This window comes from Microvirga sp. CF3016 (assembly GCF_036314085.1).
Classification (GTDB): Bacteria; Pseudomonadota; Alphaproteobacteria; order Rhizobiales; family Beijerinckiaceae; genus Microvirga.
This window is the reverse complement of sequence record NZ_JAYGGM010000014.1, coordinates 74084-100478: the sequence shown is the minus strand read 5'-3', so window position 1 is coordinate 100478 and position 26395 is coordinate 74084. Positions and strand designations below refer to the sequence as shown.

The window sequence follows — 26395 nt, the reverse complement described above, 5'->3', positions numbered from 1 at the left end:
TGTGGACTTCGACAGCGGCGGGCGTCACCGCCAGCGTCGATGAGTCCGTGCCAGGACGGATGTACTCCGGCATGGACCGTTCCTGCGCCTGCCTGACGATGCAGGTGCCCGACTGGACCCTATCAGCCCAGGCCCGTAGCAGGCGCGGCAGGAGATGCGGAGGCATCCCGCCCGTTCGCCCCGGAGCCTGGGCTTTTTCATGACCGTTGCAGATCGGTCCACCATCCGCGATCGGGCCGGTTTTCCGCGTCGAACAATGCTCTAGCTAAGAAGGCGCACGTTATCTTTGGAGCGCCAGTTCGATCATGACTTCCCACAAGCCGGTTCGATCGGTTCTCATCACAGGCGCGGGAGGCAATCTTGGCCGCAAGCTGATGGCGCATCTCCTGGCACAGGATTGGTGCGAGCGGATCGTGGCGCTCGATCGCGCGATCCCCGCCTCGCCGATATCTGAGGATCGGGTGCAATGGGTTGCCGGGAACCTTGCGGATCCCTCCGACGTGCAATGGCACGGGGCCTTGGCCGGGATCGGTGCGGCGGTGCATTTCGCAGCCCAGAACCCGTATCCCGATGCGGCGTGGAGCGATGCCTGCGCGTCCTTCGACATGACCCTAGCCCTGCTGGGAGCGGCCGGTCGGGCGGGCCTGCAGCGGATCGTGTTCGCCTCGTCCAACCACGTGATGGGGCAGTACAAGGACGCGCCCCTGGCCGACAGCCTGACGCCTGGCGGCTTGACGACCTCCCTCGCGCCGGGGCCGGGAACCCGCTGGTTCAACGGCAGGGAGATGCTCCAAGGCACGGCCTATGCGGCATCCAAGCTGATGGGTGAGCGCGCCTGCCTGGCCGAGGCGCATCGGTCGCGCGGCGCGCTGACCGCAATCTGCGTCCGGATCGGCTGGTGCCAGCCGGGAGAGAACAGGCCGGAGACGATCAACACGTCCGGCCTGCCGGGCGAGGAGACGAGTACCGGCCCGGACACGGAGCGCGATCTGCGGTGGTTCCGCAACATGTGGCTGTCGAACCGGGACTTCACGGCCGTCATGGAGCGGGCGCTTCTCGCGGATACGGAAGCCTGGCCGCAACCCGGCATCGTGGTCAACGGCATGTCGGCGAACCGCGGCATGCCCTGGGATGTCGAGACCACCCGCCGGCTCATCGGCTACGAGCCGCAAGACGACATCTGGGATCATGTCGCCTAAGTCTGGTCGTGGAAGGCATTTGACAGATTGTTCCGGACCGGCCGGAGCATGGCAGCCCTTCCGACCCGGCATTTGTGGCACCTTGCAGAGCCGGGTTATCCAGCACCATGGCCCTGCGTGATTTTTCCCTGATGATCCTCGTCTGCTTTCTGTGGGCGGCCCATACGGTGGTGAGCAAGATCGTCGTCTCCGACATGGCGATCCCGCCGCTGTTCTACGCGGCGATCCGCTACGGGATCGTCGCCTTGCTGGCGCTGCCCTGGCTTCTGCCCATGCCGCGGCCGACCTGGCGCATCCTCATGGTCGGGTTCCTGATGGGAGGCGGCGGCTTTGCCCTGTTCTTCTTAGGCATCAGGACGGCGAGCCCGTCGAGCGCCGCCATCGTATCGCAGCTCGGCCTGCCGATCACGACCCTCCTGTCGGTCGCCATGCTCGGAGAGAAGGTCTACTGGAGGCGGGGCTTGGGCATCGCGCTGACATTCATCGGCGGCGTGCTCGTGATGTGGGATCCTGCGGGGGGCTTTCCCATCTCCGCCGGGCTCGCTCTCATTCTGGGCTCCGCGGCGGCAGGCTCGCTGGCGGCCGTGTTGATGAAGCAGATGGAGGGAGTCAAGCCGCTGCGGTTTCAAGCCTGGATCGGTCTTGCCTCCGTGCTGCCGCTGACCTTCCTCTCGGCCGGCCTCGAAGCCGACCAGTTTCCCAAGGCCGTGGAGGCCGGGTGGTCCTTCCTGGCGGCCCTGCTGTTCTCGGCCCTGATCGTCTCCCTCGTGGCCCACACCATCTATTACGGGCTTATCGGGAAATACCCCGCCAACCTGATCGCGCCCCTGACCATCATGAACCCGCTGATGACCGTGACCCTCGGGCTTCTCATCACGGGCGATCATTTCGATCTGCGTATGGCGATCGGCACGGGGATCGCGCTCTGCGGCGTTCTGATCATCACCCTGAGGCGCAACCACGTGATGCCTCTGGCGGCCCTCGTGTGGGATCGTCAGCGGTAGCGGGCGCCCCCGCTCAATCGAGCGATGCCTCGACGCCGACGCCCCGGGCTCTCGCCTCATGAACGCAGTGGGTCGCGCAGGCGAGATCCTGGGCGGCGACGCCGAGCGAGCGGTAGAGCGTGATCTCGCCGGCCGTCTCCCGACCTTCCGCCTTGCCGGAGAGAACCTCGCCGATCTCGGCCCGCACGTGCTCCGGGCCGATGCGGCCGCTCTCGATGGCGCGGATGACCTCGCCGGCCTGAGCGAAGGTGGAGGGGCGGTAATCCACGTAAAGCCGCGAGCGCGCCACCATCTCCTCGTCGATCTCGCGCTTCGACGGGATGGAGGCCCCGACCACGTTCAGATGCGCACCCGGTGCCACCCATTCGCCCATCAGGATCGGCTCCGCCGAAGAGGTGACCGTGCAGACGAGGTCGGCGCCCTCGACGGCGGAGCGGACGTCGTCGAACACGCTGATGGCCAGACTGGGACGGCGTGCCGCGGCATGGGACGCGAAGGCCTCGGCCTTCTCGCGCCGGCGCCCGGCCACCCGGACCTCCCGAATCGATGGCCGCACGCAGAGCATGGCCTCAAGGTGATGCTCGGCCTGCTCGCCGGCTCCCACCAGCGCGAGCGTGCCGCAATCCGGCCGGGCGAGCGCCCGCGTCGCCACCGCGCTGGCGGCGGCCGTGCGGATGGCGGTCAGGAGGCCCGCATTCATCATGGCGATGGCCGAGCCGTGCTCCGGCTCGAAGAGGACGATCGCTCCCTGGTGCGACGAGTACCCTGCATCGGGATTGCCGGGAAACAGGCTCACCAGCTTCACGCCGAAGCATGCCTCGACCAAGCCGTTGCCCGGCATGAACGCACCCGGCATGACGCCCATCCTGTTGGGTTCTCCGACGTCGACGACCGAACGCAGCGGCAGGTTGGCCGCGCCGGCGGAGACGGCGATCATCGCCTTTTCGACGATTTCGATGGCATCCGTCATCGAAAGCAGCGAGCGGAGATCCCGGTCGGAGAGGACGATCATGTCGTGAACTCACAGATAATAGTTCGAGATCCTATAGCCGCGAATCTCCTGGATTTCGACATCCATGTCGTAGACGGCGCGGATGACGGGGCCGGTCATGATTTCGGCCGGTGTCCCGTGATGCACGACAGTGCCGTCGCGCATGGCGACGAGATAGTCCGAATAGCAGGAGGCGAAGTTGATGTCGTGGAGCACGAGGACGATCGTCTTGCCCAGGTCGTCGGCAGCCCGGCGCAGCAGCTTCATCATGCCCACCGCGTGCTTCATGTCGAGGTTGTTCAGGGGCTCGTCGAAGAGCACGTATTCGGTGTCCTGGCACAGCACCATGGCCACATAGGCCCGCTGGCGCTGGCCGCCGGACAATTCGTCGAGGAAGCGGTCGGCCAGCGGCTCGAGATCGAGGTATCCGATCGCCCGGGCCGCGTGGGCGCGGTCTTCCGGGGTGAGGCGGCCCTTGGAATAGGGATAGCGCCCGAACTCGACCAGATCCCGGACCGTGAGACGGGACGAGACTCGATTGTCCTGCCGCAGGATGGACAGCCGCTTGGCCAGGATGTCGGACGGCGTCTGCGTGACGTCGAGCCCGTCGACCGTCACGGTTCCAGCCGTCATGGGCAGGAGGCGGCTGATCATCGACAGAAGCGTCGACTTTCCCGCGCCGTTCGGGCCGATGATGGAGGTGACGCCGCGCCTCGGCAGTATGAGCGATACGTCGCGCACCACGATGGCGTCGCCATAGGCCTTGCTGAGTTTGGAGATCTCGATCAACGGGCCGTTCCTCTGATCAGGAGGGCCAGGAAGACGATCCCGCCCAAGAATTCGATGACGATGCTGAGCGCCGTGTCGAAGGCGAAGACCCGTTCGAGGACGAGCTGGCCGCCGACGATGCAGATGATGGCGAGCAGGCTTGCGACAGGCAGGATGAAGCGATGCTTGTGCGTGCCCGCGATCTGATACGCGAGATTGGCCACGAGGAGACCGAAGAAGGTCACCGGTCCCACCAGGGCCGTGGACACGGAGACGAGGATCGCCACCAGGATGAGCACGACAGTCGTCACCCGGCTGTGGTCGACGCCCAAATTGATGGCAGCCTCGCGGCCCAGGGCCAGCACGTCGTAAGCAGGCGTCAGCCGCCATGCGACGATCGATACGGCGACGACCGCAGCCGTGGAAATGGCAAGCAGGTTGGCGTCGACGCTGTTGAAATTCGCAAACAGCCGGTCCTGCAGCACCACGAACTCGTTGGGGTCGATGATCCGCTGCATGAAGCCGGACAGGCTGCGAAACAGCACGCCGAACACGATGCCGACGAGAAGGAGCAGGTGAAGGCTCCGGCTGCTGCCCGAGAAGAGCCAGCGGTAGAGCAGGCTGGAGAACGCCACCATCGCGGCGACCTCGATCCCGAACAGCAGGCGCGCGTCGAGGGCCGTGAGACCGGCCGAGCCCATGGTGAAGATCAGGCCGGTCTGGATCAGGACATAGAGGGCATCGAAGCCCATGATCGAGGGCGTCAGGATCCGGTTGTGGCTCACCGTCTGGAACAGCACGGTCGAGACCGCGACCGCATAGGCGACCAGGACCATGGACAGGACCTTCATGCCGCGGAAGGGGAGGATGAAGTCCCATCGACCCTTGGCATCGAGCGTCATGAACAGGACGATCACCGCGGCCGCGACGGCCGCGAGGATCAGGAGCACGCAGATCGGTCGCAGGTCTTTCTTACGCAAGGCGCTGCCGTCCCTTGAGCAGAAGGACCAGGAAGAGGGCGCTGCCGATGATCCCCATGATCGTTCCGATGGGAATCTCGTAGGGGTAATACACCACGCGCCCGACCACGTCGCAGGCCAGCACGAGGCCGGCGCCCAGCACGGCCACCCAGGGGAGGGTGTGACGCATGTTGTCGCCGATCAGCATGCTCGCCACGTTCGGCACGATCAGGCCGAGGAACGGCATCATGCCCACAGTGACGACGACGGTCGCCGTGACCATGGACACGATGACGAGGCCGAAGGACACGATGCTGCGGTAATGCAGGCCCAGATTGGTGGCGAAGTCGCGTCCCATGCCGGCGAGGGTGAGGCGGTCGGCCGCCCCGTAGGCCAGAAGGGTCAGGACGAAGGTCACCCACAACAGCTCGTAGCGTCCGCGCAGAACCCCGGAGAAGTCGCCTGTCGTCCAGGCGTTCAGGGATTGCATGAGGTCGAACCGGTAGGCGAAGAACGTGGTGATCGCGCTGATAATGCCGCCGAGCATGATGCCGACCAACGGCACGGTCAGGATGGAGCGCAGGGGCACGAGGCGGAGGATGCGCAGGAACAGGGCCGTTCCGGCGAGAGCGAAGGCTGCCGCCACGAGCATTTTCCCGATGACCGGGGCATCGGGTGCGAACAGCGTCACGACGAGAAGGCCGAGAGAGGCCGACTCGACCGTACCCGCCGTGGACGGCTCGACGAACCGGTTCTGGGTCAGCATCTGCATGATCAGTCCGGCCACCGCCATGGCCATGCCGGCCAGGACCAGGGCGACGGTCCTTGGAATGCGGGACACCACGAGGATCTGGGCGGCGCGATCCCCCTCCTGGCGGAAGAGATCGGCGAGAGACAGATCGCCGGCTCCGATCAGCAGGCTGATCAGGGCCAGGATGATCACGGCCGCCAGGGCAAGGGGGAGGGATCTCACGGTCGCTCGGGCTTCAGGCGGGCCATGTCCGGCCTGGGGTTTCACATGCAAAAGCGGATCGTCCAGGGGGCGATCCGCGTTCGATGATGATCTGGATCGAAGCGGCTTACTTCTTCGCGACCGCCTTGGCAATCTGGTCGACGCTGGCCTGCAGGGCCGTGAGCCCGCCGCCGACCAGGTACCAGTTGACCGGATCGAGGTAGACGACCTGACCCTTTGACCAGGCGGTGGTCTTGGCCACAAGCTCGTTGTCCAGCACCTTCTTGGCCGCACTGCCGCCGCCACGACCTGCGACCACGTCCCGGTCGATCACGAACAGCCAGTCCGGATTGGTCGTGAGAATGAACTCCGCCGTCACGGCCTGGCCGTGATTGGTGGTGGCGAGCCCCTCGACGGCGGGCACGACCCCGAACTCGCCGTGCAGGATCCCGAAGCGAGAACCCGGCCCGTAGGCGCTCATCTTGCCGCCGGTCGTCAGCACGAGCAGGCCCTTGCCGGCCTTGGCGGTCTCCTGGCGCAAAGCAGCCATGGAAGTTTCGAGCTTTGCGAGCTGCGCGTCGGCCTCGGCCTGCTTGTCGAAGATCTTGCCGAGAAGCCGGACGTTGCGCTTCACGCTGCCCATGAAGTCCTTCGGGTCGACCGTGAGATCGATGGTGGGGGCGATCTTCGCTATGTCGTCGTATTTCGCGCTGGAGCGGCCGCCCACGATGATCAGGTCCGGCTCGGTCGCGTTGACGGCCTCGTAATCCGGCTCAAACAGGGTGCCGACCTTCTGGTATTTGTCCGAACCGTACTTCGCCAGATAGTCCGGGAACCGTGCCGTCGGAACGCCTGCAACCTCGACGCCGAGCGTGTTCAGCGTGTCGAGGGAGGCCATGTCGAGGGCGAGAACCTTCTTGGGCTTTGCCGGGATGGTGGTCTCACCCTTGCTGTGCTGGACCTTCAAGTCCTGCGCCTGAGAGGCCATCGTGAGGGCGCCGAGGGTGAGGGTTCCGGCAACGAGAGCCGCCAGGGGGCGGGGGCAACGGGCAGTAAAAATCATCATCCATCAATTCTCCGGTTGGGGGTATTTCTTGTTGCGCGATTTCAGTCGTCCACGTGGTCGTGTCCACCGATCCGCCCAGGGCGCCAATAGCCTTCCGATGAGATCTGCTCGCGGGTAAGGCCCCGTGCGACAAGGGTATGGCGCTGGCGGCGAACGTTGCTGGTCTCGCCGATGATATAAGCGTGGCCTTTGCCCGAAAGCAGGGCGAACTCCGTTATCATGCCGTTCATCAGCTCGCTCGGGCCCGCCGGTGCGCCATTGCGATGCACCCAGCGGACGAGCGCATCCGCCTCCGTCTTCAGGTCGATCTCGCCGTTCCCGTCATCGACTTCGATGAAGACGAAAGCCTTCGCTCCGGCCGGTATCGTCTCGAGGATGTGGGCGATGGCCGGAATGCAGGTTTCGTCGCCCGTGAGAAGATGCCAGTCCGCGTCCGGGCGCAGCACGGTGCCTCCGCGGGGGCCTCGCGCTTCGAGTCTGTCGCCGGGCTTCGCCCGTCGCGCCCATGTAGGGGCGGGCGTATCGCCGTGGAGCACGAAATCTATGCTGATCGTTCCGGCCGCACGATCCATGCTGCGGATCGTATAGTCCCGCCGCCCGGTCTCGCCGCCGGGCCCGGGGATCATCAGGACGAGGGCTTGGCCCGGTTTATAGGTGAGATCGCCGATGTCGTCGGCCGTCAGGACGACGCGGCGCATGTTCGGCTCCACGTCGAAGCTGTCGACGACCTGAAGATCCCAGCTCCTCAGCGGAGGCCGCTGGCGCGGTCTCTCCTGAGTGATCGGCGTGCTGTCGTGTGTCATGCCTGTTCCTGTTCGTGGCTGTCGCATGGCCGAAGCGGCCGGGAAGGGGCCTCCACCCCCTCTCGAAAACTAGAAGGTTGAGGACATGCCCACCCAGAGGCGGCGCCCCTCGACCACCGTGTTGTAATCGGTGGGCTCGATCTCCTTGTCGAAGATGTTGTAGATGGCGGCGTTCAGGGCCAGCTGGTCGGTGAAGTTGTAGGTGAAGCCCGCGTCCATGGTGGCATAGGCGTCGTATTTCCGTCCGGCCGCGCCGTTGATGATGACCGGCGTTCCATTGGTCCCGATGCGGGCGCCGCCCACGATCTCGGAGCCGTGGTAGTTCACCGAGGTCCAGGCGGACAGGCCCGTCACCGGCGTGACCCAGTCCAGGCGCGCATTGGCCATGTGCTTGGGCGTGCGGGCGAGGGGGAAGCCGGCGAAGTCCCCGGTCTGCTGCTCGGAATCCGTGAAGGTGTAGCTGCCGCGGATCGAGATCTCGTCCGTTGCCTTCCAGCTGGCGGCCAGCTCGACGCCCTGGATGATCGCATCGTCGATGTTGTAGTTGTACCAGAGGCGGTAGTTCGGGTCCTCCGACCAACGCACCGGATTGCCGGCATCGTCCAGCACTAGCGCGTTGCTGATCTTGTCCTTGAAGTCGGTGTAGAAATACGTTGCGCTCGCCGTGAAGCCGTTGAGATTGTCCCAGAGAGCCGCGACTTCGTAGCTCGTGCTCGTCTCCGCCTGGAGGTTGGGATCGGCCAGGATGACGCCGCAGGTCCCGTTGGGCCCATAGGTGCAGCCTGCACCGCCCGTGGTATAGGCGTAGCCCGGCGCGATCTGGCGGATCTCAGGAGCCCGGAAGCCGGTCGAGACGCCACCCTTCAGAGTCAGGTTCTCGGTGGCATGCCAGACCGCGTAGCTGCGCGGGCTGTAATGGGCGCCGTAGATCTCGTGATGATCCATGCGCAGCCCGTTCGTGAGCGAGAAGGTGTCGGTCAGACGCCACTCGTCCTCTGCGAAGAGGGCCCATTGGTTGATCGTGAACGTCTCGTCGATGCCGGTGCGACGGCCCGGATTCTGATCGGTCAACGATGCGTTGAACCATTGGCCGCCGGTCACGAGGGTGTGGCTGCCGAGGAGATCGAAGGGCGTCGTGAACTTGCCGTCGACAATCGTGTTCCGGATCTCCGGAGAACGGGGGTTCTTGGCGAAGGCCGAGGTGCGCGGATTCTCCGTGTAGCTCCGGCGCTCCGCCCATTCCTGCTGGATGGAGAAGTTCGACGTGGTGGGACCCCAGCGCCCCTCGTGAGACAATGACCAGTATTTGCGGTCGTTGTCGTTGTACGTGTCGTTGCCGGTGGGCTCGAGCGTGCCCCATTTGGAGGCGTTGCGGCGGATGCGCGTGAAGCCGCTTTCCAGCATGATGTCGTGGTTCTCGTTGGGCGTGAAAGTGAGCCGCCCGCCGGCATTGCCTTCGCGTGCCCCCGTGATTCCGCTCAGGAAATCATCTTCATTGCGGCCGAAGCCGCGGCCCCAGAGCTGAAGGCCCAGCATGCGGTGGATGAGCGGGCCGCTCGTGTAGAACGAGCCCTGAAGCGAGTTGCCGAAATAATCGTGCTGCTGCAGGGTCCCGTCCGCCGTGAACGCGCCGGTCCAGCGGTCGGACACTTTGCGGGTGATGATGTTGATGACGCCGCCCATGGCGTCCGAGCCGTAGAGGGAAGACATCGGGCCGCGGACGACCTCGATCCGCTCGATCGCCGTAACCGGGGGGATGAAGCTCTGCTCGAAGCCTGAATTGCCGTTGGTCCGGGCATCGCGGGTGCTCTGCCGCTTTCCGTCGACGAGGATCAGAGTGTAGGTGCCCGGAAGACCGCGGATGAAGATGTCCTTCTCGTTGGCAGCGCCGGTGACCGAGACGCCCTGAACCTCCCGCAGGGCGTCCGTCAGGTCGCGGAAGGAGCCTTTTTCGAGCTCCTCGCGGGTGATGACGGAGATGCTGGCCGGCGCATCCTTCACGGTCTGCTCGAAGCCCGCCGCCGTCACGACCACCTGATCCAGGCTGATCACATCGTCGTTACCGGATGCCACCGCATTGTCGGTTGCCTGCGCGATGGCCGCGCTCGGGCAGAGGAGAAAAACGGTCGAGAGGCTCGTGCAGGCAAAGAGCGCGGCGATCATTTGGCTCGTCCGGCGTCCCGCACGCGGCAGATTCTGCGCAGCGGATTTCGAATTCTTAAGACAGCGTGCGCTAGCCGTGTAGGCTGCCATTTCCGTCTCGGAATTCTGCCGAACCGATGCTTCGATCCCTCTCATCTGTCTCTAAGCCCCTCACTTCGCTGAATGATGAGGCAGCTACTAGGTTTGGCGGGAGAGCAGGGTCAACGCCTATATTTGAGACTCATTCTGAGTTCAGAAAAACGCAAATTATAATGGCTCTAAAGTTGTTTCGTGGAGCTTGAAAGATTTTCCGGAATGGGGAATAGCCACTTCGACCGTGCGAGACCATCATTTGGTTGTCCGGCACTTTTCGAACGGGATTTGAAGACAGAACTATTGTGGCCACCGCACCCGAAGAACCGTCTCTGAAACTCGGTCAGCTTCGTCTCCTCCTGGCACTGGACGCTCTGCTCATGGAGGGCAGCGTCAGCAGGGCCGCCGAACGGATGGGGATGGGAACGCCCGCCATGAGCAGGCTCCTCGGACAGATCCGCGAGGTTTACGGCGACCCGATCTTCATCCGCTCCTCAAGACGCCTGATCCCGACGCCGTTCGCCGAATCCATGCGCCAGCGCATCCGCGCCCTGGCCGCCGAGGCGGAAGCGCTCCTTCGGCCGCAGGAACGAACCGCCGCTAACCCCACCGTCGATCCCGCATCATGGTCAGGAAGCCCAGTCATCGAAGCAGCGCCCCTGACGACGCGGCCGAGCGTCCTGCTCGAGGGCGAGCCGTTGCCCGAATCTTTCGCGCGCAAGCTCGCGGCCATCGGAAAGGCGGAGGATGCGCGCAAGCGGCTTGCGAAACATATCGCAACGATCGGAGCCGGGATCGGGCACAGCCGTCCTTTGACGACGGGAGAGGCGGAAGATGCGTTTTCCACTATTCTCGATGGGGAGGCGGATCCCGTGCAGGTGGGTGCCCTGCTGTCCCTCATGCATTTCCGTGGAGAGACCGCCGCCGAACTGGCGGGCTTTGCCCAAGCCGCCCACGCTCACATCGGACAGGCAGAGCTTGGATCATTGTCCGTCGATCTGGACTGGCCGGCTTACATCTCGCCGAAGTCGCGAAGGATGCCTTGGTTTCTTCAGGCCGCCTTGCTGCTCGCGCAGTCAGGCTGCCGCATCCTGCTTCACGGCAACGATGGTGGCGGCAACACCCGAGGCAGCCTCTTGTCCGCAGCGCGGGCCATCGGCATTCCGGTGTGTGCGACCCCCACGGCGGCTCGCGATGCGATTGCCGAGCGCGGGATCGCCTATATCCCGGTGGCGGCCCTGTCGTCGCAGATCCACCGCCTGCTCTCCCTCTACAGCGTGCTCGAGACGCGTTCGTCGATCAACTCCCTCATGCCGCTCCTCAATCCTTTCGGCGCTCCCGCGAGCATGATGGGCGTCGTGCGTCCGGCCTATCGTGACTTGCATCGCGACGCTGGGGTTATCCTCGGACGCGGCAACATGACCATTTTCGGCACAAGCCGCGACGCCGCAGAGGCCACTCCCTTCCGCTCGAGCACGCTCCTTCGCCTTGTCGGCGGAACAGCAGAGGATCTCTTCGTTTCAGCGCTGCCGGAGCCGAAGGCTTATCCTCTGACAGGTATGACGAGCCTCGAATATTGGTGCGCCGTGTGGGCCGGAACGATCCGCGACGAGCGTGCAACAGAGATCATCGTCGCGACGGCTGCGACGGGCCTTCTGACGTTCGCGGGAGGACAGGCGGACCGGTACGAGGCATGCCGGTCGCGGGCGAGAGAGATCTGGAATGCCCGGAAAAAATCCGTCCCCTGAAGACGACTCTGCCGTGCACGAAAGGATCGTCGGGGCAGGACGATCCGGATTGGCCACGCCGCAATCCTTTGACCGATCGGTCCGCCGCTTCCATTCGCACCCGTGCTAGGGGGTAAAAAGGAGCGCCTCGGTAGGAAGCCGAGGCGCTGAGGTGAGGGAGGACCACGAGGATGCATTCATCCTAGCAAACTTATCGCCGGACGCTGTGAGCCAGTTCACACGAGTCGCCGCATTGCGGGTGACGAGGTCGCCGGTGCCGCGGCGTTCTCGAACTCCGCTCAACGCAGCCTCGTGCGTTGTGTGACTTTCCTCGCAGATCGCTCCGCTCCTTCCGGGTACCATCAAAGGAATTCAGGAGGTCGACATGTGGGTCATCTCGCATATCGTGTTCGCGTATCTTCACTTTGTCCCGGGCGGCAACGGGGGCTGGACGCAAGGCAGCGACTATCCTCTGTTCTCGACGGAAGAGCGGCGGGGCATTGCAATTCCCTTCGAGGGCTATTGGCGGCGCGTGAGCTGAGGAATGGCAGACGGATCGGCCCGGGTCCTGGCGGGTTGTGTCGCCAGGCCCTGGTAAGGAGGCCCTGATCAAGGCTGGAGAATAACGTTAACGACGTGCTCCGCATTAAAAGGCGTTCTGCACGTCGCTCGTCCGTGGGAATGTGGCGCTGGATCGCCGTGACCCACGGAGTTTCAAAATCTGCGCGATCTGCAACCCTTAGAGATCCCGACCCCGTCAGGCCGGCTCGTCATTGATCGCCGGGGGATCTCGCCTGAGGGACCTGATGGTTCAGGTCCTGCTCGCATCAGCCGGGGAACGGTTCTCAACCGTTCTTTCTCGGCAGAATTCCAGCCCTGACGTCTGCCGCCGTTACGACTTTGCGGAACACGGCTTCCCGGAGATAGATCGAGTCGAAGACCGACTTGAAGTCTCTTTTACGAATGGACACGAAATGCTTCCGATTGTGCTTCATGAAATGCTCCCATGTCAGGATGAGACATTGGTATCCTGAATCGGTCTGGAGGACTGTGCCGGGTGTCACAGTGCCGGGTTCGGAACATATTTTGCGGGCACGTCTTCCGGTTTCGGCGGTCACTGCGATGATTGTTATCCCGGCTCTGTGACGCCGGTTACAGATGCCGAAGCGGCTTTGTGGCATCGATATCGGGACTGGACTCTCGCACGCAGGAGGGAAGGCCATGGACAAGTGCAGCCGATGCTGGGCCCGCTATATGTATACGATGGCCCTGTCGCGTCAGGTCACTGACCTGTCGAAGCGCCGGGCCTTGATCAGAGAGGCCTACATCTGGCTCCAGCGTTATTTCGATGCCGAAGAGCACGAACTGTCCCGGCGACGCAGCGTGCTGGTGCAGAGATAGGATCAATCGAGGGACAAGGCAGACTCATCCATGATCCAGCGGGGCTGCGCCGTTCGCCGGACCGTCATGGCCGGACAAGCGTCAACGTCGGTTAGGGGAAATCGGTCCTGGACGCGTGAGGGGCCAGGACCGTGAGCTGCTCAATGGCAAGGCTCCGGTCCTGGCGAAGGCGATTACCGGCGGTGATCCCGCACGATCGGGCGGGAGCGGTGGTCTCGTATGATGGGACCGCGGGAGGTCTCGGTCACCATCACGCCTCCTGGATAGGAGCTGACGGGTCGGCGATGGTCTCGCACCACGGGGCTGGGCCTGCCCCACAGGTCTCCAGGACGTGTCGTGACCCGAGGATCGCACGCCTCGGCGGTTGTAGCACCATATCCGCTCAACAGAACGAGGGACAGCATGGCCCCAATTCGGGTTCGAGAAGTCTTCGTCATTTCAGGTCTCCTGTGAAAAGGTTACTGCACCTTTCGACCTTACACAGAAGGATCTTCGGTCAATGTGAGGCGGGTCACACACATACAAATCGACCGAGTCGAAGCCGCAGAAGAGCCTGATGAGCAAGGGATCTCGCGTCGCCGTCCGCCTGCTCGGGAAACCGGCCAAAAGAAAAGCGCCCGGAAGTGGATCAGGGCGCCAAGTTGACAGGGAGGAAGGCTTTCAAACTATCCCGGTCGTTTCCGATGCGCTGTGCGCTGCATCACATCGGAATTGTGTGATGCAGGTCACGGAACGACGGCAGACTTCGGGTCATCATGGACTCAATTGCAGGAGATCATCATGACCATCACCATTCTCGACCCGCGGTCCGGCCAGCACGTGACCATTTCGCTTCCCGATAAGCCGACAGGCTGCGTGAAGACCTGATGCACACATGTACCGAGCGCTCGGCCCGAAGGCTGGCCGCTCGTGCCCTGCGGGACAGTACGATGAACCTCAAACAGCACTACCAGGAGAAGGCCGCCAAGGCTGACCGTTTGGCGGACGAGCCGTATCAGAGGGCTGAGCTGCGCGTGGAGCTGCGCTCGACGGCGCGCAGATGGCGGCATTTGGCCGAGCAGGCCGATTGGCTCACCCGCCGGATCCGCAATCCGAAATCGTGAGGCCGCTGACACGAATTTTTCGAACGGGACGATAGCGTCTTTCTGCGCCACGCAGCTGTTGCCAAGAGTGCGGCCGGCTTCGGGAATGGTCGCGCTTGTCAGGAAATTTCAGCTGCTGATCGTGAGCCCTGGTGGCATCGCCGCGTAGAGGAGGTCGGGCTCTCGCGACGCGTGACGCCGAAATGGGCTTGAAGGTTTTGTCGGCCGCCAGTGGCGGGGCAGGAGCCTTGCGAGCCTGCGCTTGCGCCGGATCCTGCGGCCCCTTCCTAGTGGATGGTCGGCATGACGTCCGAGAATGGGATCAGCAGCACTTCGTCATCATCGTCATCACTGACATAGACGTGCCAGTCGGCGAAGTCGCGCGTGCCATAGGCTTTCTCGACGAAGGTGCGTGCCAAGGTAAGAGCCCGATCGCGGGCCTCGATCAGGTCCAGAACCTCGGCTCCCTGACGGTCGATCAGAAGCTCGCCGGGGCCTGCGCAGTGAAAGTACAGATGGAACATGTGAGCCTCCAACTTGATGGCCCCACTGTGACACGCCGGGGTCCAGGCTTCTGTGCTCATGATCACGGTTCCCGCGCCCATCCGGTGGCATGGTCGATCTCACACGGAGTTCGATCATGTCCCGTCGCATCCTATGCCTCCTTGCTCTTCTGTTCGTGGCCGACGCCATCGCTGTGAATGGCCGTGCCCCGCGACCGGTCGTGCTGTCCGGCAAGGAAATGCTCGATGTGACCCGGCTCACGCGTCTCCAGGTCTCGCTCGCCGTCTAATGGTCTCATCTGTGTGACTCGCGTCACAGAAACGGGAACGAGTTTCAGAGAGCATGGTAAGGAACAGAGGAGGTCGTCATGGTTCTCATCGTCCTGGATCGCTTGACCGATCAGCCGGTGATCGTCTCCGTCCCCGTCCGGCCAGCCGTCCGGAAGTCGGAGCCCGCCATCGTCATCCATCCCCGCCAGTTCGCCAGCAGGAGGCCCTCATGAAACCGTCGAAACTCTCCGCCATGCGTAGGGCGCGCCGCCGGATTCTTCAGGAGCTGGCAGATTCCAAGCGCTAGCCGAGCCGAGCAGGGTCGATCCGTCAGGCTCGCACGCCGCTCCGACTGGATAAGAATGCGGCTTTTGCTCCTCGCCGTAGGATAAGATGCCGATCCCCTACATCACGGGCGGAGACGCAGACCTCGCTTCCGGTACTGTTTTCCGTTCCGATCCAAGGGTGATCGGAACAGTGTCCTCTCAGGTTGAGACAATCCCCCCATTCGTCTATAATTGCTTGGCTTTCGGCTCGAATGACGCGTTCTTTCCGCGAAATCACGCAAAGGAGGCGCAAAGGTGCGTCTCGGTGGGGAACAGATCCAAAAGGATTTGCCGTTTCTCTCGGCTCTCTCCGTGAGTTCGTTCTTTTCTGCGCTCGGGCATGATGCGATCGCACAGATCGCATCCTTGTGTACATCCCGGAAGATGACGAACGGAGAAACATTGTTTCTAAAGGGCGATCCGGGAGATGCCCTCTACGGGGTCAGGAGAGGCCAGATCGTCATCACGACGACGACGGATGCAGGCCGGCAATTCACGCTCAATATCCTGGGACCCGGCGACATCTTCGGCGAGATTGCCTTGCTGGACGGGCGGCCCAGGAGCGCCGATGCGGTCGCCTCGGGCAGCGTCGAATTGTACATGATCCGGCGAAGCGACTTTCAGGACCTTCTCAAGAGGCAGCCGGAGATCACCACCCGCATCATCGAGCTGCTGTGCGAGCGCCTCCGCTTCTCGAGCGAGCGCTTGGAAGAGGCCTCTCTCCTGTCCCTCAAGTCCCGACTGGCGCGGCGCCTGCTGAAGCTTGCCGAGGATTTCGGTGAGGAGATCGACATCACGCAGGAAGAGCTCAGCGTCCTTGTGGGCGCGGGTCGGGAAACGGTCAACCGGCAGCTGCAGAAATGGCGGAAGACCGGAGTCGTGGAGCTCGGACGAGCCCGGGTGAGGATCATCGATCCTCGACGCCTGCAGCAGGAAGCCACCGAGCGCGACCGGGACACCGGCTAGGTTGATCCTTCGGCGGTGGTGCCGAAGTCTGCATGCTACCTGTCGGATGAGGACGTGAGCGACGTGCCGGCGGGTTCGAGGGTCAGGAAGACCCAGCCCGTGGTCTCGGCGCTCTCCCGCTTGATGTACCGGTAGTTCGTCCTGAACCACTCGAGCACGTCGTCCGTCTTGTTGTCCAGGATGAGATCACCCCGGTCCGTGCGGACGGTCAGGACCGCATGACCCTCGCCGTTCTCATCGATGACGACGGTCATGCGCAGGGCCCGTCGCGGAAGGCCGGCCTCGATCAGCAGCTTGCGCTTCAGGAGCTGGTAGTCTTCGCAGTCTCCCATGCCGTCGGTCGGGTAGCTCCACAGATCGACGACGCCCCAATGATTGCGATCGGTGACAGGGATCAGGCCGCGGTTGACGGTAAGGTTCACGGAGGAGAGGAGGTCGGCAAGTTCCTCAGTCATCGGGAGGGTTTCGGGTTGCCGCGGATCGACGACGCATTCCTCCGGGTTTCGTCTGCAGAACGCGACCCAGCCCGGGAGGGGCGGAGCTTCGTCATCACGAAAGAGATGCGGGCCAGCCGACACGCACTCCATCGCCGATAGGAGAAAGGCCAGGACGATCCAAATCCGTCTTCCCATGTCAACCTCCGGCGGGAGATGGTGATGTCAGACCGGGGAGGGGCATTCCCTTTGGCCTGAACGGCTCATGGGATTAGATTGACTTGTTCCGCTTGGTCCTTCTGTGCACGTGGTCACAAATTCCAGTTTGGGCTGATGGACGGCAGTGCTCACGCCGGCTGCCGTTAGAGGTGGCTCAGGACACTGTGGGTGCAGGATCGCCTTTCCTGCGCGATCCGCCATGAGCGCAGATGACGATGCTCATCGTCCCTGCTCTCATGGCGCTGATGCTGTCGGTTGAGGGTGAGATCACTCTTCGCGGAAGGTGACGGCGAGCCGGTCGGTGAGCGGCTGTGTCAGGTAAGAGATGATGCGCCGGGAATCGCCGCGGATCAGCACGTCGGCGGGAAGCCCCGGCGTCAGTTCCTTCCCTTCCAGCTTGCGCCGTTCTCCCGGAGCGATCGCGATCTTCACGGTGAAGTACGCCTGTCCGGACTGGCCGCTGACGACCTGGTCCGGCGAGACATTGGTGACCACTCCTTCGAGTTCCAACGGCGTCGGGAGCTTGAACGAGCTGATGTGGATGGTCGCCGGCTGGTCGATATGCACCTGATCGACCTCCTCCGGCCGGATTTTCGCATTCACGATCAGCGGTTCAGCGCTGGGGATGATCGACATCAGCTTCTGGCCTGGGCCGACGATGCCGCCGATCGTATGGACCATGAGTTCGTGAACCAGCCCTGTCCTGGGCGCTCGGATGTCGAGCCGCTGAAGCCGGTCCCGCGCGGCCGAGAGCTGCTCCTCGGTTTCGGCAAGCCCCGCCGTGACGGATTGAAGCTGTCGCAGGACCTCAGAGCGCGAATTTTGCGTGAGCTCGGCGATTTTGAACTGGATTTCGGTGAGTTGGGAGCGTGCGCCCGCGATACGGGCGTCGATATCGCCCATCTCGCCTTTCAAGCGGCTCACCTCGCGTTCCGTCTGACGCAGCACCGGACGTCGGATCAGCCCTTTGCTGTCGAGCATGCGCTGATCGGCAAGCTCGGCCGTGACCTGGGCGAGTTCTTCCTTGAGCGCCCTGTATCTCTCGTTGAACCCATCGATCTGCCTCTCGACCTGATGCTTGCGCTCCTGATGCTGGGAGAGCTGGCTCATCCGCGTGAAGCGTCGCTCGTTCATGAGGCTTTCCTCGGCCGCGAGGGTCGCTCTCAGAGCGCTCTCTGCCTGCTTGGACGGGACAACAGCGAGCTCGGGCCGGGCGATCGTCGTGCGGTCCATGTGCTCGGCCTCGAGGCGTGCCTTCTGGGCGGTAAGCTCGATCAGCTTGCGCTCGAGAATGCTCGCATCGGCCGTGACCTTGGCGGCGTCGAGACGGACGAGCACTTGCCCCTCCTGCACAAGCTCTCCCTCCTTGACGAGGATTGCCCCGATGACCCCGCCCTCCAGATGCTGGACGGCCTGGGCGCTGGATTGCACCGCGAAGGTTCCCGACGTGACGACCGCGCTGTCGACCTTGGCGGCGACCGCCCAGCCGCCGACCCCGAAGAATACGACGAACGAACTCAACATGAACCAGCGCATCAGCCGGCGCATGGAGGAGGAATTGGCGACGAGATCGGCTTCGAACTCGGTCATGGCGCGCTCCGCTGTGTGGTTCCCGTCGCCTGACGGGGCCGAGGAATCGGTTGTCGGGATCCCGCGCCGATCCGAAGACCGACGCTTGGTCCTGCATCAGGTTGGCATGCGGCGCCTCCCACGGCTGTGGCCCAGTTCACACTTCCCGGCTCAGGAGGCGCTTGATCGTTGCGCCCGGGTGGCATCCAGGCTGGTGACGGTGGCGGTCGCCGGGCTGTCCGTTCGGCCTTCTGGTTCCGCAGATGTCCCGCTGGGATCGGACTGGGTGGACGGGGCAGCCTGAGGCTCGGACATGATTGCGCCCGGCCCGGGCTGGGCGGCCGGTGTTCCGCCGGTCGATTGTCCGCCGGTCACCTGGGACGGTTTGTGCGGCTGCCCGATGCGAGGGAACAGGGCGGCGAGAACCTGCTCCTTCGGCCCGAACATCTCGGCGCGGCCGCCGCGGACCGACAGGATCTTGTTGGCGGCGAAGATGGCGCTCGGTCGGTGCGCCACGATGACGACGATTTTCCCGGCCTGACGCATCTGGTGAATGGCGTCGTTGAGCGATTGCTCGCCGAGCGGATCCAGATTGGAATTGGGCTCGTCGAGTACAACCAGGAACGGATTTCCGAACAGCGCGCGGGCAAGGCCGATGCGCTGGCGCTGGCCGCCCGACAGGATCGCGCCGCCTTCTCCAACCGGCGTGTCGTATCCTCTCGGGAACGACAGGATCATGTCGTGCACGCCGGCCATCCGCGCGGCCTCGATCACCTGGTCAGAGGTTGCATCCTTTTGGAACCGCGCGATGTTCTCGGCAATCGTTCCGTCGAACAGCTCGATGCTCTGGGGAAGGTGGCCGATCGCATCGGCAAGGGCATCCGGCGAGTACTGGCCGATCAAGGCATTGTCGAAGCGAACCTCGCCCCGGGCCGTCGGCCAGGCGCCGACCAGGGCGCGGACGAGGGTGGACTTTCCGCATCCGCTCGGTCCGATGATCCCGAGGGCGTCGCCGGCCTCGATCTCGAACGAGACCCCGGCGACGGTGGCGACGGCCCCACCGGGAGGCACGATCGCGATGTCCCGGACCGACAGGGTGTGGCGCGGGCGCGGCATTCCGTGCTGCTGCTGAACGGCTTTCGGAAGCTTGGAGGAGAGGGTGCGCAGCCGCCGAAGGGCCTGCCAGGTAGCCGAGGTGTTGCGCCAGTTCCCGATGACCTGATCGATGGGCGTAAGCGCCCGTGCGAGGATGACCGAACTCGCGATCATGGCACCAGGCGACATCTGCGCCTCGATGACCAGATAGGCTCCGAGCGCAAGCATCGCGGATTGCAGGACGTGCCGAACCGTCTTGGAAATCGCGCCGAAGACGCTGGCGTGATCGGCGAGGTCGCGTGCATGCGAGATCGAATTCACGTAGCCGGTGCCCCAGCGCTTGCACAGATCGTCGCCCATGCTCATGGCGGCCGCCGCCTCGGAGTTGCGCCTGGCATCCAGCAGAAGGGTCATGGTGGCAGCGTGCACTTGGTTGGCGGTCTTGACTGTGCCTTTGGTGACCAGTTCGTTGACCAGACTGAGGATGACGAGAAACAGGGCGCCGGCTCCGGCGGCGACAAACAGGATCGGATTGACCAGAAACAGGATTGCGAAATAGATCGGCATCCAGGGAAGGTCCAGGAGGGCGCCCGGCCCCGGGCCCATGAGGTAGTTGCGAATGGACGCAAGATCCTGGAGCGGGTCGTGATTGCGTGCATGCGGTCCCAAATGGAGCGGCAGCTTCAGCGTCGCCTCGAACAGCGTGGGAGCCAGCCGGTGGTCGAAGGTGATGCCGACACGGGCCATGAGCTTGCCGCGCAGCCCTTCCAGGAGCCCATAGAAGGCATAGAGCAGCAGGGCGAGCAGGGAGAGGGCGGCCAGCGTCGGAAGGCTCTTGCTCGACAGAACCTTGTTGTAGACCAGCATCATGAACATGGGTCCGGTCAGCATCAGGACGTTTCCGAGGCAGCTGATGGCGCTGATGCCGATCAGCGGCTTCTTGAGCGTGCGAAGGGCGGCATGAAGTTGGACTTCTGCGCTGTTCCTCATCCCATTTTTCATCGCAAGCGTCCTTGTTGCGGCCGTGAGCGCCGAGGCCGGCAGTAAGCGGGGCAACGGCGAAGCGGTGTCTGTGGCATGATCATGGGCAAGCGCAGCGCCGAAGACTGTGACGTGGGTCACAAACGTCCGTGTTGGCGTCCTCTCTGCCCTCGGGTCGCCCGAACGCCATCGCAGATAGGCTACCTTTGCACCTTCCCCGTCGACCGTTATGCTGAGGGGCCTCGTGCTCCACTCTGTGGGAAACCGACCATGGCGTATGTTCAGTCGTCAGGCGCAGCGACCGATGCAGACAGGTCGGTCAAGCTCGAAACGCTCGACATCTTCAAGGGCATCGATCCGTCGACCGTCGAGCAGATTGCCCGCAAGGCCCAGAACCGCACGTTGGACAAAGGCGAATTGCTGTTCAACGTCGGAGACACTTCCGATGCGCTCTACGTCGTCGCCGACGGCCGGATCCGGATCTGGACCGTCTCGGCTGCGGGTGCCGAGGTGACGCTCAACGTTCTGACGAATGGCGCAGTGTTCGGCGAGATCGGCATGCTCGACGGAGGCGTGCGGACGGCAGGCGCGTCCGCCATGCTGCGGACGCGCCTGACAAGTATCGCCCGTCGTACCTTTTACGAGGCGCTGGACCGGGACCCGCAATTGGTGCGCAACGTGATTGATCTGCTGTGCCGCCGCCTCCGATGGACCAGCGCCCGGATGGAAGATGCAACCCTGCGCCAGGCGCCGCAGCGTCTCGCGCGCATTCTCGGCCATCTCGCCCGAGATCACGGCAAAACCACCCCGAGGGGGATCGAAGTCGTTCTCAAGCTGACTCAGAGCGAGATGGCCCAGTGGACGGCGATGTCGCGCGAGGGCTTGAACAAGGTTCTGAACCGCTGGGCCGAGGAACGCCTTCTGATCCAGGATCGAGGCGGGCTGATCGTTCGCGATCTCGAGCGGATCGACGAAATCGCGGAATTCGGCGAGTAGGAGTCAATGGCGCCGCCGCGCCACGATCTGCTGAGCGCGACTGAGAAACTGCAGGCGCTCATCCTTTGCCGGGATCTCACGGGCAAGGTCCTCAACGAGCTTGGCCAGATCCGTCAGGTCGGCCGCATGCCGTTTCACGAGCAATCCCGCGACAGGACCGAGATAGGTGGTCAGTGTCTGGGCAAGCTCGGCAAGGCAGGCCTGAAAGGCCGCGGAATTTGCAGGAGCAGGATGGAGAGAGTGGCTCGCTTGCGCAACGCGTTCGTCAGATGGCGATGTCGCAACCGTCGAATGGACTGGAACGACCAAGGGGGCGGCCTTGGGCAGTGAGATGGTTGGTGGCTCCGGGCAGGCGGGGGAGGGCGATGGAGCGCTGCCACTTCCTTCGGTCCGTACGGAAGCCACCGACAACACCGTCCGGTCGAGAGGCTCGATCAGGCTGAGCGTCGCGTTCATATCCGGTGTCGAAGGCGGCATCGCCACGCTGAACGTCGTGATCCGCCGCGGGCTGTGCTTGAGGTCGAACACGCCACGCTCGCCGAAGGTCGCCGAAATGCGCGGTGCCACGGCCTCCATGACGGCAGCCGAGACGAGGATGCCTCCGGGATCCGCGAGACTTTCCAGTCGTGCCGCTATGACGAGAGTTTCGCCGAAGGGCAGGTCGTCCTGGAACAGGACGTCGCCGAGATGGATGCCGATCCGCAGGCGGACCGCGTCCAGTTTCGTCATCGATGCAAGGCGGGCCTGGGTCTCGAGTGCGCAACGAACGGCGTCGACGGCGCTCTCGAAAAGCGCGAAGATTCCGTCGCCCGGCATCCCGAAGAGCCATCCGCCATAGGCGGCCAGCTCCTCTCGGGCGATGCGCCGGGTCGCCCAAAGGACGTCGAGGGTATTGGTCTCGTCGACGGAAACCAAGCCGCCGAAGTTTGCCATGTCGGCCGCGAAGACCGCCCGTAAACGTCGGACTCGTTTGCCTGAAGGCTGTGGTGCATCAGGTGCCGGATCGTCCATCACTCTTACATCGAGTACCTACATGTCACTGTTTGGTCTCACCGATTTTACCACGGATCTCGAGAAAGCGCGCCCGATCCCGTTCGCTAGGAATGAAGTCGGAAAGACGGCGATAGAAATCGTCCCGCCCGACTGATTTTTCCGCCTGGCGGGCGACGAGCGTCGGGGCAACCGGGCCGATGAGCGGCAGAAGCACTTCCGTCACGGCTCGAACTTCCGTCTGCGAGATGACGGCTTCCATCTGGGCAATCTTGAAGCCCTTGTCGTCCCGCAGCATCTGCTGCGCCACCTTCCGGAACGTCGCCGCTTCGGCCTCGGTCTTGATCTGCTCGACCAGCAAGTCGAGGAAGGTGTCCACGTCCATGGTCTCGTGGGAGGCCTGCTTCACCAGGAGGTGCCCGATCGGGCCGAGCGAATGGGCGAGCGAGCGCCCAAGCGCATCGATCGTTGTGGGCGTAAGCACTTCGGCCATCGTCTGGTTGAGTTGCTCTTTTGCAGGCGCCGGCTGCTCCTTGCTCGGCAAGTGAGAGAGCTCTGTCAGGTCGAGCGGCGGGAGATCAGCGCTCGGGCGCATCTCGATCGATGCATTGAGCGCGACGATGAACTCATCCGCAGTCTGAAAACGGTCCTCGGGATTGCGGGCCAGGGCCCGCTGCGCCACGTCGTCGATCTCGGGCCAAAGCTCCGGCCGATAGGTCATGATCGCCGGCGGCGGATCGTTCATGAGCTTGCGCATCAGTTCGGGCAGGTCGGCGGCAACGAACGGTTTCGCTCCGGTCAGCATCTGGAAGAGGATGACGCCGGCGGAGAAGAGATCTGCGCGAATATCGGCCGGACGCCCGAGAAAGCGCTCCGGAGCCATATAGTTCGGTGTGCCGATGGGAATGCCGCCGGGCTTCGTCAGGTCGAGTGCATCCACATGGGCGACGCCGAAATCGGAGACTTTGATCGAGGCCGCCGAAGGACAGAGGATGTTGGCCGGCTTGACGTCGCGGTGAATGACGCCCTTGGAATGAGCATAGCCGAGGGCGAACAGGAGCTGCGCCATGATCTCGCCGACCTGCCGGATCGGCAGCAGCGTGCCTCGCCGGATCACGTTCTCCAGCGTGCCCGCGTTGACATATTCCATGATGATGTAGGGAGCGCCATCGTGCTCCACGAAATCGAACACTGTGACGATGTTCGGATGCAGGCATCGCGCGGCGGAGCGTGCCTCGGTGGCAAAACGACGGAGAAGCTCGTCGTTCTCGCTCAGGTTCTCCAAGATCTCCGGACGAAGCGTCTTGATCGCCAAGGGCCGGTCGATCTGTTCATCATAGCCTTTGTAGACGACTCCGATTGCTCCACGGCCAATGACATGGTCGAGACGATACTTGCCGACTCTGACAGGCATGCCTTTTGATCCGCCTTGGCTACTGCCTGTCCTCAGATCCTTGTCTGCAGTCATCGGATGCAATTCCATGACGAGCGGTAAACTGGTTCTGTTGGGCCAGGGATCAATCGCGTTGCTCACTTTTCAAGCATCTTCAATGCACTATCCAGGCTCCTGCGCATCCGGTTGAAGGAGCGCGATAGGGATGCGATCTCGTCCGAACCGGGATATTCGAACTCGGCAACGGATGCGTCGCCCATGCTGACGGCCTCTGCCGTCTTCGCCATGCGGGTCACCGGGCTGATCACATAGCGGTTCAGCAGGATGTTGAGCAGGACCAGAAGGACCAGGAAGATGACGCTCGAGGTGCCGACGAACAGAAGCAGGTTTCGCCAGATCGATCCTTCGGCGATGTCCATGGGCACAGATATGATCTGGGCGCCGATCGTCTCGTTAAGCTTCCAGCCGAAGCCATTCTTGTTGCCGTAAAGAGCGACCATCGAGGGAGGAGCCCTGTCCGGTGTCGAATGGCAGACCAGGCAAGACTCGTCCTTGATCACCAGCGGGTAGGTCGCCGTGTAGTGAGAACGATTGTCGATCGTCTGGAAGCTGACGTCCTTGGTCAGATCAGGATTGGTCCGGAGCTTCTCGATGACATCGCGCTCCCAATCGCGCGCAAGATCGGCCGGATTGGTGGGGTTGAGCGCAGCTTCCTTGTAGAAGAACTGCGGGTAATAGGTTCTGAAGTTCCGGAATGCGGTCTGCGCCGAAAAGGACGGAATCGTCTGCGGCAGGAACTGGACGCTTGAATGTTCAGCGAGCAAGGGCTGAATCTCTTCCGAGGTATAGCGACGTATGGACAGAGCTTGCGCTCGCAGAACGTCGATCTGCGATTGGAGTTGGTCCATGGCTTCCTGTCGGGAAATTTGATAAAATGGATAAATCGACAGGCTGAGCCCAAGCAGATAGCAAACGGCGAGAATGATATTGAATTTCAGCCGTAATCCCACGGGAGATCTCCAACGGCTCGTGAGGTAAGTTCGCGTTACAACTACCGGATTTCATAATAGTGCAAGTCTTGGAGACGTGCCATGCATTTCGGTCAGACAAGTGGATCTGCAGGCAGGTCTACTGTGCGCAAAAGCACATGGGGACAGCTTAGTCGGACGCACGCGATACTCATTATGGGGAGGGTTGTCTTTGCATTCTCCTTGCTGCTTGCGAGCGTCTTTACTGCTCACGCGGCCGGCAGGGTTGCTTTAGTCCTAACGGCGGAAGATTATCAGAAGCTTCCGAAGTCCAACATCGGCACGAAACGCGGCGCCGAGATTGCTGAAGCCCTCAAGGCCCGCGGTTTCGAGGTCATCGTCAGCCCCAATCCGACCAATGCCACGGCCAGAGCCAGCCTGCGAGATTTCGCGGCAAAGGCCGAGGGCGCCGATCTGGCCGTCGTCGTTCTGATCGGGCACGGCGTGGCCTGGGGCGGACAGACGTTTTTCCTGGCAACCAACACCGAACTCGGTCGAGCGACCGACCTGCTGTCGCGCGCACTCTCGACAACCAATATCGTGCAAATCGTCGCGCGAGCGCAGACGGGAGGCGTATTCTTCTTCCTGACGTCGCCGAGTTTCGAAAGCGCCATCGAAGGGTTGGACGCCAGGCCGCAATTCGCCGGCGATGTTCCAAAGAACGCCGTCACGACATTTTCGAGCTCCGCTCGAATTCCCGTGTCGCGCATCGATGCGGCGGGCGAGCAGGCTGCGGAGGCGCTGACCAAGCTCCTCCAGCAGCCCAGTCCGTCGTTGAGCGAAGCCGTCAAGGCCGCCTCGAACGGCAGCATGGGGGCTGTGTTTGGGCGCGTCGACGAGATCAGCCTCGCAAAGCCTGCGCCCGCACCTGTCGCGCAATCGGTCGCGTCGACCTCCCCACAAGCTGTCCCCGTGGTCCAGAAGACGGAAGAAGCTGAGGGAAGGCTGGAAGCGGAGCGTCGCGCGCGGGAGCAGGCGGAGGCCCGGGCCCGCGATGAACAATTGCGGGCCGAGCGGGCCCAAGCTGAGGTGCTGAAGGCACAGGCTGAGGCCAAGAAGGCGCAGGCGGACGTCGAACGGGCCCAGGCCGACGCCGAAAAGGCGAAGCAGGAGGCCAAGCGCGTTGAAGCCCAGGCACAGATCGCGGCCGCTCAGGCAGAAGGGCTGAGGCACGCATCCGTGGCGACGCCTGTGACTGCTTCCATTGAAGATGCGCAGCTGGGGCAAAAGCAGCGCCGCCTGATCCAACAACGGCTCAGGGATCTTGGTCTCTACACGGGCCCGCTTGATGCCATCATGGGGCCGCTGACCCGGGAGGCGATCATGGGTTATCAGAGGAGCCGCAATGCCGCCGTCACGGGATACTTGACGCCCGAGCAGTTCGACGCTCTCCTGCCGAAGGAGATGCAATAAGCGATCTCTCCTGCCGTCTCCTCGT

General features: G+C 63.2%; 26 protein-coding genes. 11 read left to right on the top strand and 15 right to left on the bottom strand.

Features of this window, described 5'->3' with window-relative positions; all coding sequences use genetic code 11:
* Positions 1–305: 305 nt before the first annotated feature.
* Complete coding sequence (locus tag VB672_RS19725) at positions 306–1199, top strand: NAD-dependent epimerase/dehydratase family protein (protein WP_329785911.1); 894 nt, start codon at positions 306–308, stop codon at positions 1197–1199.
* 107 nt (positions 1200–1306) lie between these two features.
* Positions 1307–2203 (top strand): DMT family transporter, encoded by an 897-nt coding sequence (locus VB672_RS19720; protein WP_329785910.1) that lies wholly within the window; start codon positions 1307–1309, stop codon positions 2201–2203.
* 13 nt (positions 2204–2216) lie between these two features.
* Here the strand turns inward: VB672_RS19720 and VB672_RS19715 are convergent, their stop codons facing one another.
* The 7 genes from VB672_RS19715 to VB672_RS19685 all read right to left on the bottom strand — a co-directional run bounded on the left by VB672_RS19715 (position 2217) and on the right by VB672_RS19685 (position 9905).
* Complete coding sequence (locus VB672_RS19715; protein WP_329785909.1) at positions 2217–3215, bottom strand: ornithine cyclodeaminase family protein; 999 nt, start codon at positions 3213–3215, stop codon at positions 2217–2219.
* 9 nt (positions 3216–3224) lie between these two features.
* Positions 3225–3983 carry an iron ABC transporter ATP-binding protein gene (locus VB672_RS19710; RefSeq protein WP_329785908.1) on the bottom strand — a complete coding sequence of 253 codons (759 nt, stop codon included), beginning with the start codon at positions 3981–3983 and terminating at the stop codon, positions 3225–3227.
* The gene (locus tag VB672_RS19705; protein ID WP_442932123.1) at positions 3980–4942 is read right to left on the bottom strand and encodes an iron chelate uptake ABC transporter family permease subunit; all 963 of its coding nucleotides are present in this window, start codon (positions 4940–4942) and stop codon (positions 3980–3982) included. The genes VB672_RS19710 and VB672_RS19705 overlap by 4 nt, the downstream gene beginning before the upstream one ends.
* Complete coding sequence (locus VB672_RS19700) at positions 4935–5894, bottom strand: ABC transporter permease (protein WP_329785907.1); 960 nt, start codon at positions 5892–5894, stop codon at positions 4935–4937. Before VB672_RS19700 ends, VB672_RS19705 begins: the two co-directional genes overlap by 8 nt.
* 106 nt (positions 5895–6000) lie before the next feature.
* Positions 6001–6861, bottom strand: a complete 861-nt coding sequence (locus VB672_RS19695; RefSeq protein WP_329785946.1) for a siderophore ABC transporter substrate-binding protein — start codon at positions 6859–6861, stop codon at positions 6001–6003.
* 119 nt (positions 6862–6980) lie between these two features.
* Complete coding sequence (locus VB672_RS19690) at positions 6981–7742, bottom strand: siderophore-interacting protein (RefSeq protein WP_329785906.1); 762 nt, start codon at positions 7740–7742, stop codon at positions 6981–6983.
* A 69-nt stretch (positions 7743–7811) separates the two neighbouring features.
* The gene (locus tag VB672_RS19685) at positions 7812–9905 is read right to left on the bottom strand and encodes a TonB-dependent receptor domain-containing protein (RefSeq protein ID WP_329785905.1); all 2094 of its coding nucleotides are present in this window, start codon (positions 9903–9905) and stop codon (positions 7812–7814) included.
* A gap of 377 nt (positions 9906–10282) precedes the next feature.
* Here VB672_RS19685 and VB672_RS19680 point away from each other — a divergent pair, with 377 nt between their 5' ends.
* Both VB672_RS19680 and VB672_RS19675 read left to right on the top strand, forming a co-directional pair.
* On the top strand, positions 10283–11725 hold the full coding sequence (locus VB672_RS19680; RefSeq protein WP_329785904.1) for a glycosyl transferase family protein: 1443 nt from the start codon (positions 10283–10285) through the stop codon (positions 11723–11725).
* 364 nt (positions 11726–12089) lie between these two features.
* Positions 12090–12245, top strand: coding sequence for a hypothetical protein (locus tag VB672_RS19675; RefSeq protein ID WP_329785903.1), 156 nt, complete (start codon positions 12090–12092; stop codon positions 12243–12245).
* A 304-nt stretch (positions 12246–12549) separates the two neighbouring features.
* Here VB672_RS19675 and VB672_RS19670 read toward each other — a convergent pair whose 3' ends face one another.
* Entirely contained in the window at positions 12550–12699 is a 150-nt protein-coding gene (locus VB672_RS19670; RefSeq protein WP_329785902.1) for a hypothetical protein, read from the bottom strand.
* 226 nt (positions 12700–12925) lie between these two features.
* Here VB672_RS19670 and VB672_RS19665 point away from each other — a divergent pair, with 226 nt between their 5' ends.
* Positions 12926–13105 carry a hypothetical protein gene (locus VB672_RS19665; protein WP_329785901.1) on the top strand — a complete coding sequence of 60 codons (180 nt, stop codon included), beginning with the start codon at positions 12926–12928 and terminating at the stop codon, positions 13103–13105.
* A gap of 929 nt (positions 13106–14034) precedes the next feature.
* Entirely contained in the window at positions 14035–14208 is a 174-nt protein-coding gene (locus VB672_RS19660) for a hypothetical protein (RefSeq protein WP_329785900.1), read from the top strand.
* Positions 14209–14474: 266 nt separating this feature from the next.
* Here VB672_RS19660 and VB672_RS19655 read toward each other — a convergent pair whose 3' ends face one another.
* On the bottom strand, positions 14475–14711 hold the full coding sequence (locus VB672_RS19655) for a DUF6894 family protein (protein ID WP_329785899.1): 237 nt from the start codon (positions 14709–14711) through the stop codon (positions 14475–14477).
* Positions 14712–14827: 116 nt separating this feature from the next.
* On the opposite strand from VB672_RS19655, the gene VB672_RS19650 reads away from it, so the two are divergent.
* The 3 genes from VB672_RS19650 (at position 14828) to VB672_RS19640 (ending at position 16252) form a co-directional block, all read left to right on the top strand.
* A complete protein-coding gene (locus VB672_RS19650; protein ID WP_153885282.1) occupies positions 14828–14980 on the top strand; it encodes a hypothetical protein in 153 nt (50 codons plus the stop codon).
* Between the two features lie 78 nt (positions 14981–15058).
* Positions 15059–15193 carry a hypothetical protein gene (locus VB672_RS19645; protein WP_329785898.1) on the top strand — a complete coding sequence of 45 codons (135 nt, stop codon included), beginning with the start codon at positions 15059–15061 and terminating at the stop codon, positions 15191–15193.
* Positions 15194–15670: 477 nt separating this feature from the next.
* Positions 15671–16252 (top strand): Crp/Fnr family transcriptional regulator, encoded by a 582-nt coding sequence (locus VB672_RS19640; RefSeq protein ID WP_442932122.1) that lies wholly within the window; start codon positions 15671–15673, stop codon positions 16250–16252.
* A gap of 35 nt (positions 16253–16287) precedes the next feature.
* Here the strand turns inward: VB672_RS19640 and VB672_RS19635 are convergent, their stop codons facing one another.
* From VB672_RS19635 to VB672_RS19625, 3 genes are all read right to left on the bottom strand, one after another.
* The gene (locus VB672_RS19635; protein WP_329785896.1) at positions 16288–16884 is read right to left on the bottom strand and encodes a transglutaminase-like cysteine peptidase; all 597 of its coding nucleotides are present in this window, start codon (positions 16882–16884) and stop codon (positions 16288–16290) included.
* A gap of 288 nt (positions 16885–17172) precedes the next feature.
* Positions 17173–18495 (bottom strand): HlyD family type I secretion periplasmic adaptor subunit, encoded by a 1323-nt coding sequence (locus VB672_RS19630; protein ID WP_329785895.1) that lies wholly within the window; start codon positions 18493–18495, stop codon positions 17173–17175.
* A gap of 150 nt (positions 18496–18645) precedes the next feature.
* A complete protein-coding gene (locus VB672_RS19625) occupies positions 18646–20559 on the bottom strand; it encodes a type I secretion system permease/ATPase (RefSeq protein ID WP_329785894.1) in 1914 nt (637 codons plus the stop codon).
* A gap of 261 nt (positions 20560–20820) precedes the next feature.
* On the opposite strand from VB672_RS19625, the gene VB672_RS19620 reads away from it, so the two are divergent.
* Entirely contained in the window at positions 20821–21546 is a 726-nt protein-coding gene (locus tag VB672_RS19620; RefSeq protein WP_329785893.1) for a Crp/Fnr family transcriptional regulator, read from the top strand.
* Between the two features lie 3 nt (positions 21547–21549).
* Here the strand turns inward: VB672_RS19620 and VB672_RS19615 are convergent, their stop codons facing one another.
* From VB672_RS19615 to VB672_RS19605, 3 genes are all read right to left on the bottom strand, one after another.
* Positions 21550–22479 (bottom strand): adenylate/guanylate cyclase domain-containing protein, encoded by a 930-nt coding sequence (locus VB672_RS19615; RefSeq protein WP_329785892.1) that lies wholly within the window; start codon positions 22477–22479, stop codon positions 21550–21552.
* Positions 22480–22582: 103 nt separating this feature from the next.
* Positions 22583–23950: a serine/threonine-protein kinase gene (locus VB672_RS19610; protein WP_329785891.1), complete on the bottom strand. Its 1368-nt coding sequence runs from the start codon at positions 23948–23950 to the stop codon at positions 22583–22585.
* Between the two features lie 116 nt (positions 23951–24066).
* Positions 24067–24837 carry a c-type heme family protein gene (locus VB672_RS19605; protein WP_329785890.1) on the bottom strand — a complete coding sequence of 257 codons (771 nt, stop codon included), beginning with the start codon at positions 24835–24837 and terminating at the stop codon, positions 24067–24069.
* 183 nt (positions 24838–25020) lie between these two features.
* Here VB672_RS19605 and VB672_RS19600 point away from each other — a divergent pair, with 183 nt between their 5' ends.
* On the top strand, positions 25021–26370 hold the full coding sequence (locus tag VB672_RS19600) for a peptidoglycan-binding protein (protein ID WP_329785889.1): 1350 nt from the start codon (positions 25021–25023) through the stop codon (positions 26368–26370).
* Positions 26371–26395 lie beyond the last annotated feature (25 nt).

What these genes read in the sequence shown, in the direction of transcription:
- VB672_RS19725 (WP_329785911.1), top strand. Translation starts at nt 306, where the DNA reads ATGACTTCCCACAAGCCGGTTCGATCGGTTCTCATCACAGGCGCGGGA.
- VB672_RS19720 (WP_329785910.1), top strand. Translation starts at nt 1,307, where the DNA reads ATGGCCCTGCGTGATTTTTCCCTGATGATCCTCGTCTGCTTTCTGTGG.
- VB672_RS19715 (WP_329785909.1), bottom strand. Translation starts at nt 3,215, where the DNA reads ATGATCGTCCTCTCCGACCGGGATCTCCGCTCGCTGCTTTCGATGACG.
- VB672_RS19695 (WP_329785946.1), bottom strand. Translation starts at nt 6,861, where the DNA reads ATGGCCTCTCAGGCGCAGGACTTGAAGGTCCAGCACAGCAAGGGTGAG.
- VB672_RS19690 (WP_329785906.1), bottom strand. Translation starts at nt 7,742, where the DNA reads ATGACACACGACAGCACGCCGATCACTCAGGAGAGACCGCGCCAGCGG.
- VB672_RS19685 (WP_329785905.1), bottom strand. Translation starts at nt 9,905, where the DNA reads ATGATCGCCGCGCTCTTTGCCTGCACGAGCCTCTCGACCGTTTTTCTC.
- VB672_RS19675 (WP_329785903.1), top strand. Translation starts at nt 12,090, where the DNA reads ATGTGGGTCATCTCGCATATCGTGTTCGCGTATCTTCACTTTGTCCCG.
- VB672_RS19670 (WP_329785902.1), bottom strand. Translation starts at nt 12,699, where the DNA reads ATGAAGCACAATCGGAAGCATTTCGTGTCCATTCGTAAAAGAGACTTC.
- VB672_RS19665 (WP_329785901.1), top strand. Translation starts at nt 12,926, where the DNA reads ATGGACAAGTGCAGCCGATGCTGGGCCCGCTATATGTATACGATGGCC.
- VB672_RS19660 (WP_329785900.1), top strand. Translation starts at nt 14,035, where the DNA reads ATGAACCTCAAACAGCACTACCAGGAGAAGGCCGCCAAGGCTGACCGT.
- VB672_RS19655 (WP_329785899.1), bottom strand. Translation starts at nt 14,711, where the DNA reads ATGTTCCATCTGTACTTTCACTGCGCAGGCCCCGGCGAGCTTCTGATC.
- VB672_RS19650 (WP_153885282.1), top strand. Translation starts at nt 14,828, where the DNA reads ATGTCCCGTCGCATCCTATGCCTCCTTGCTCTTCTGTTCGTGGCCGAC.
- VB672_RS19645 (WP_329785898.1), top strand. Translation starts at nt 15,059, where the DNA reads ATGGTTCTCATCGTCCTGGATCGCTTGACCGATCAGCCGGTGATCGTC.
- VB672_RS19640 (WP_442932122.1), top strand. Translation starts at nt 15,671, where the DNA reads ATGACGAACGGAGAAACATTGTTTCTAAAGGGCGATCCGGGAGATGCC.
- VB672_RS19635 (WP_329785896.1), bottom strand. Translation starts at nt 16,884, where the DNA reads ATGGGAAGACGGATTTGGATCGTCCTGGCCTTTCTCCTATCGGCGATG.
- VB672_RS19630 (WP_329785895.1), bottom strand. Translation starts at nt 18,495, where the DNA reads ATGACCGAGTTCGAAGCCGATCTCGTCGCCAATTCCTCCTCCATGCGC.
- VB672_RS19625 (WP_329785894.1), bottom strand. Translation starts at nt 20,559, where the DNA reads ATGAGGAACAGCGCAGAAGTCCAACTTCATGCCGCCCTTCGCACGCTC.
- VB672_RS19620 (WP_329785893.1), top strand. Translation starts at nt 20,821, where the DNA reads ATGGCGTATGTTCAGTCGTCAGGCGCAGCGACCGATGCAGACAGGTCG.
- VB672_RS19615 (WP_329785892.1), bottom strand. Translation starts at nt 22,479, where the DNA reads ATGGCAAACTTCGGCGGCTTGGTTTCCGTCGACGAGACCAATACCCTC.
- VB672_RS19610 (WP_329785891.1), bottom strand. Translation starts at nt 23,950, where the DNA reads ATGCCTGTCAGAGTCGGCAAGTATCGTCTCGACCATGTCATTGGCCGT.
- VB672_RS19605 (WP_329785890.1), bottom strand. Translation starts at nt 24,837, where the DNA reads ATGGACCAACTCCAATCGCAGATCGACGTTCTGCGAGCGCAAGCTCTG.
- VB672_RS19600 (WP_329785889.1), top strand. Translation starts at nt 25,021, where the DNA reads ATGCATTTCGGTCAGACAAGTGGATCTGCAGGCAGGTCTACTGTGCGC.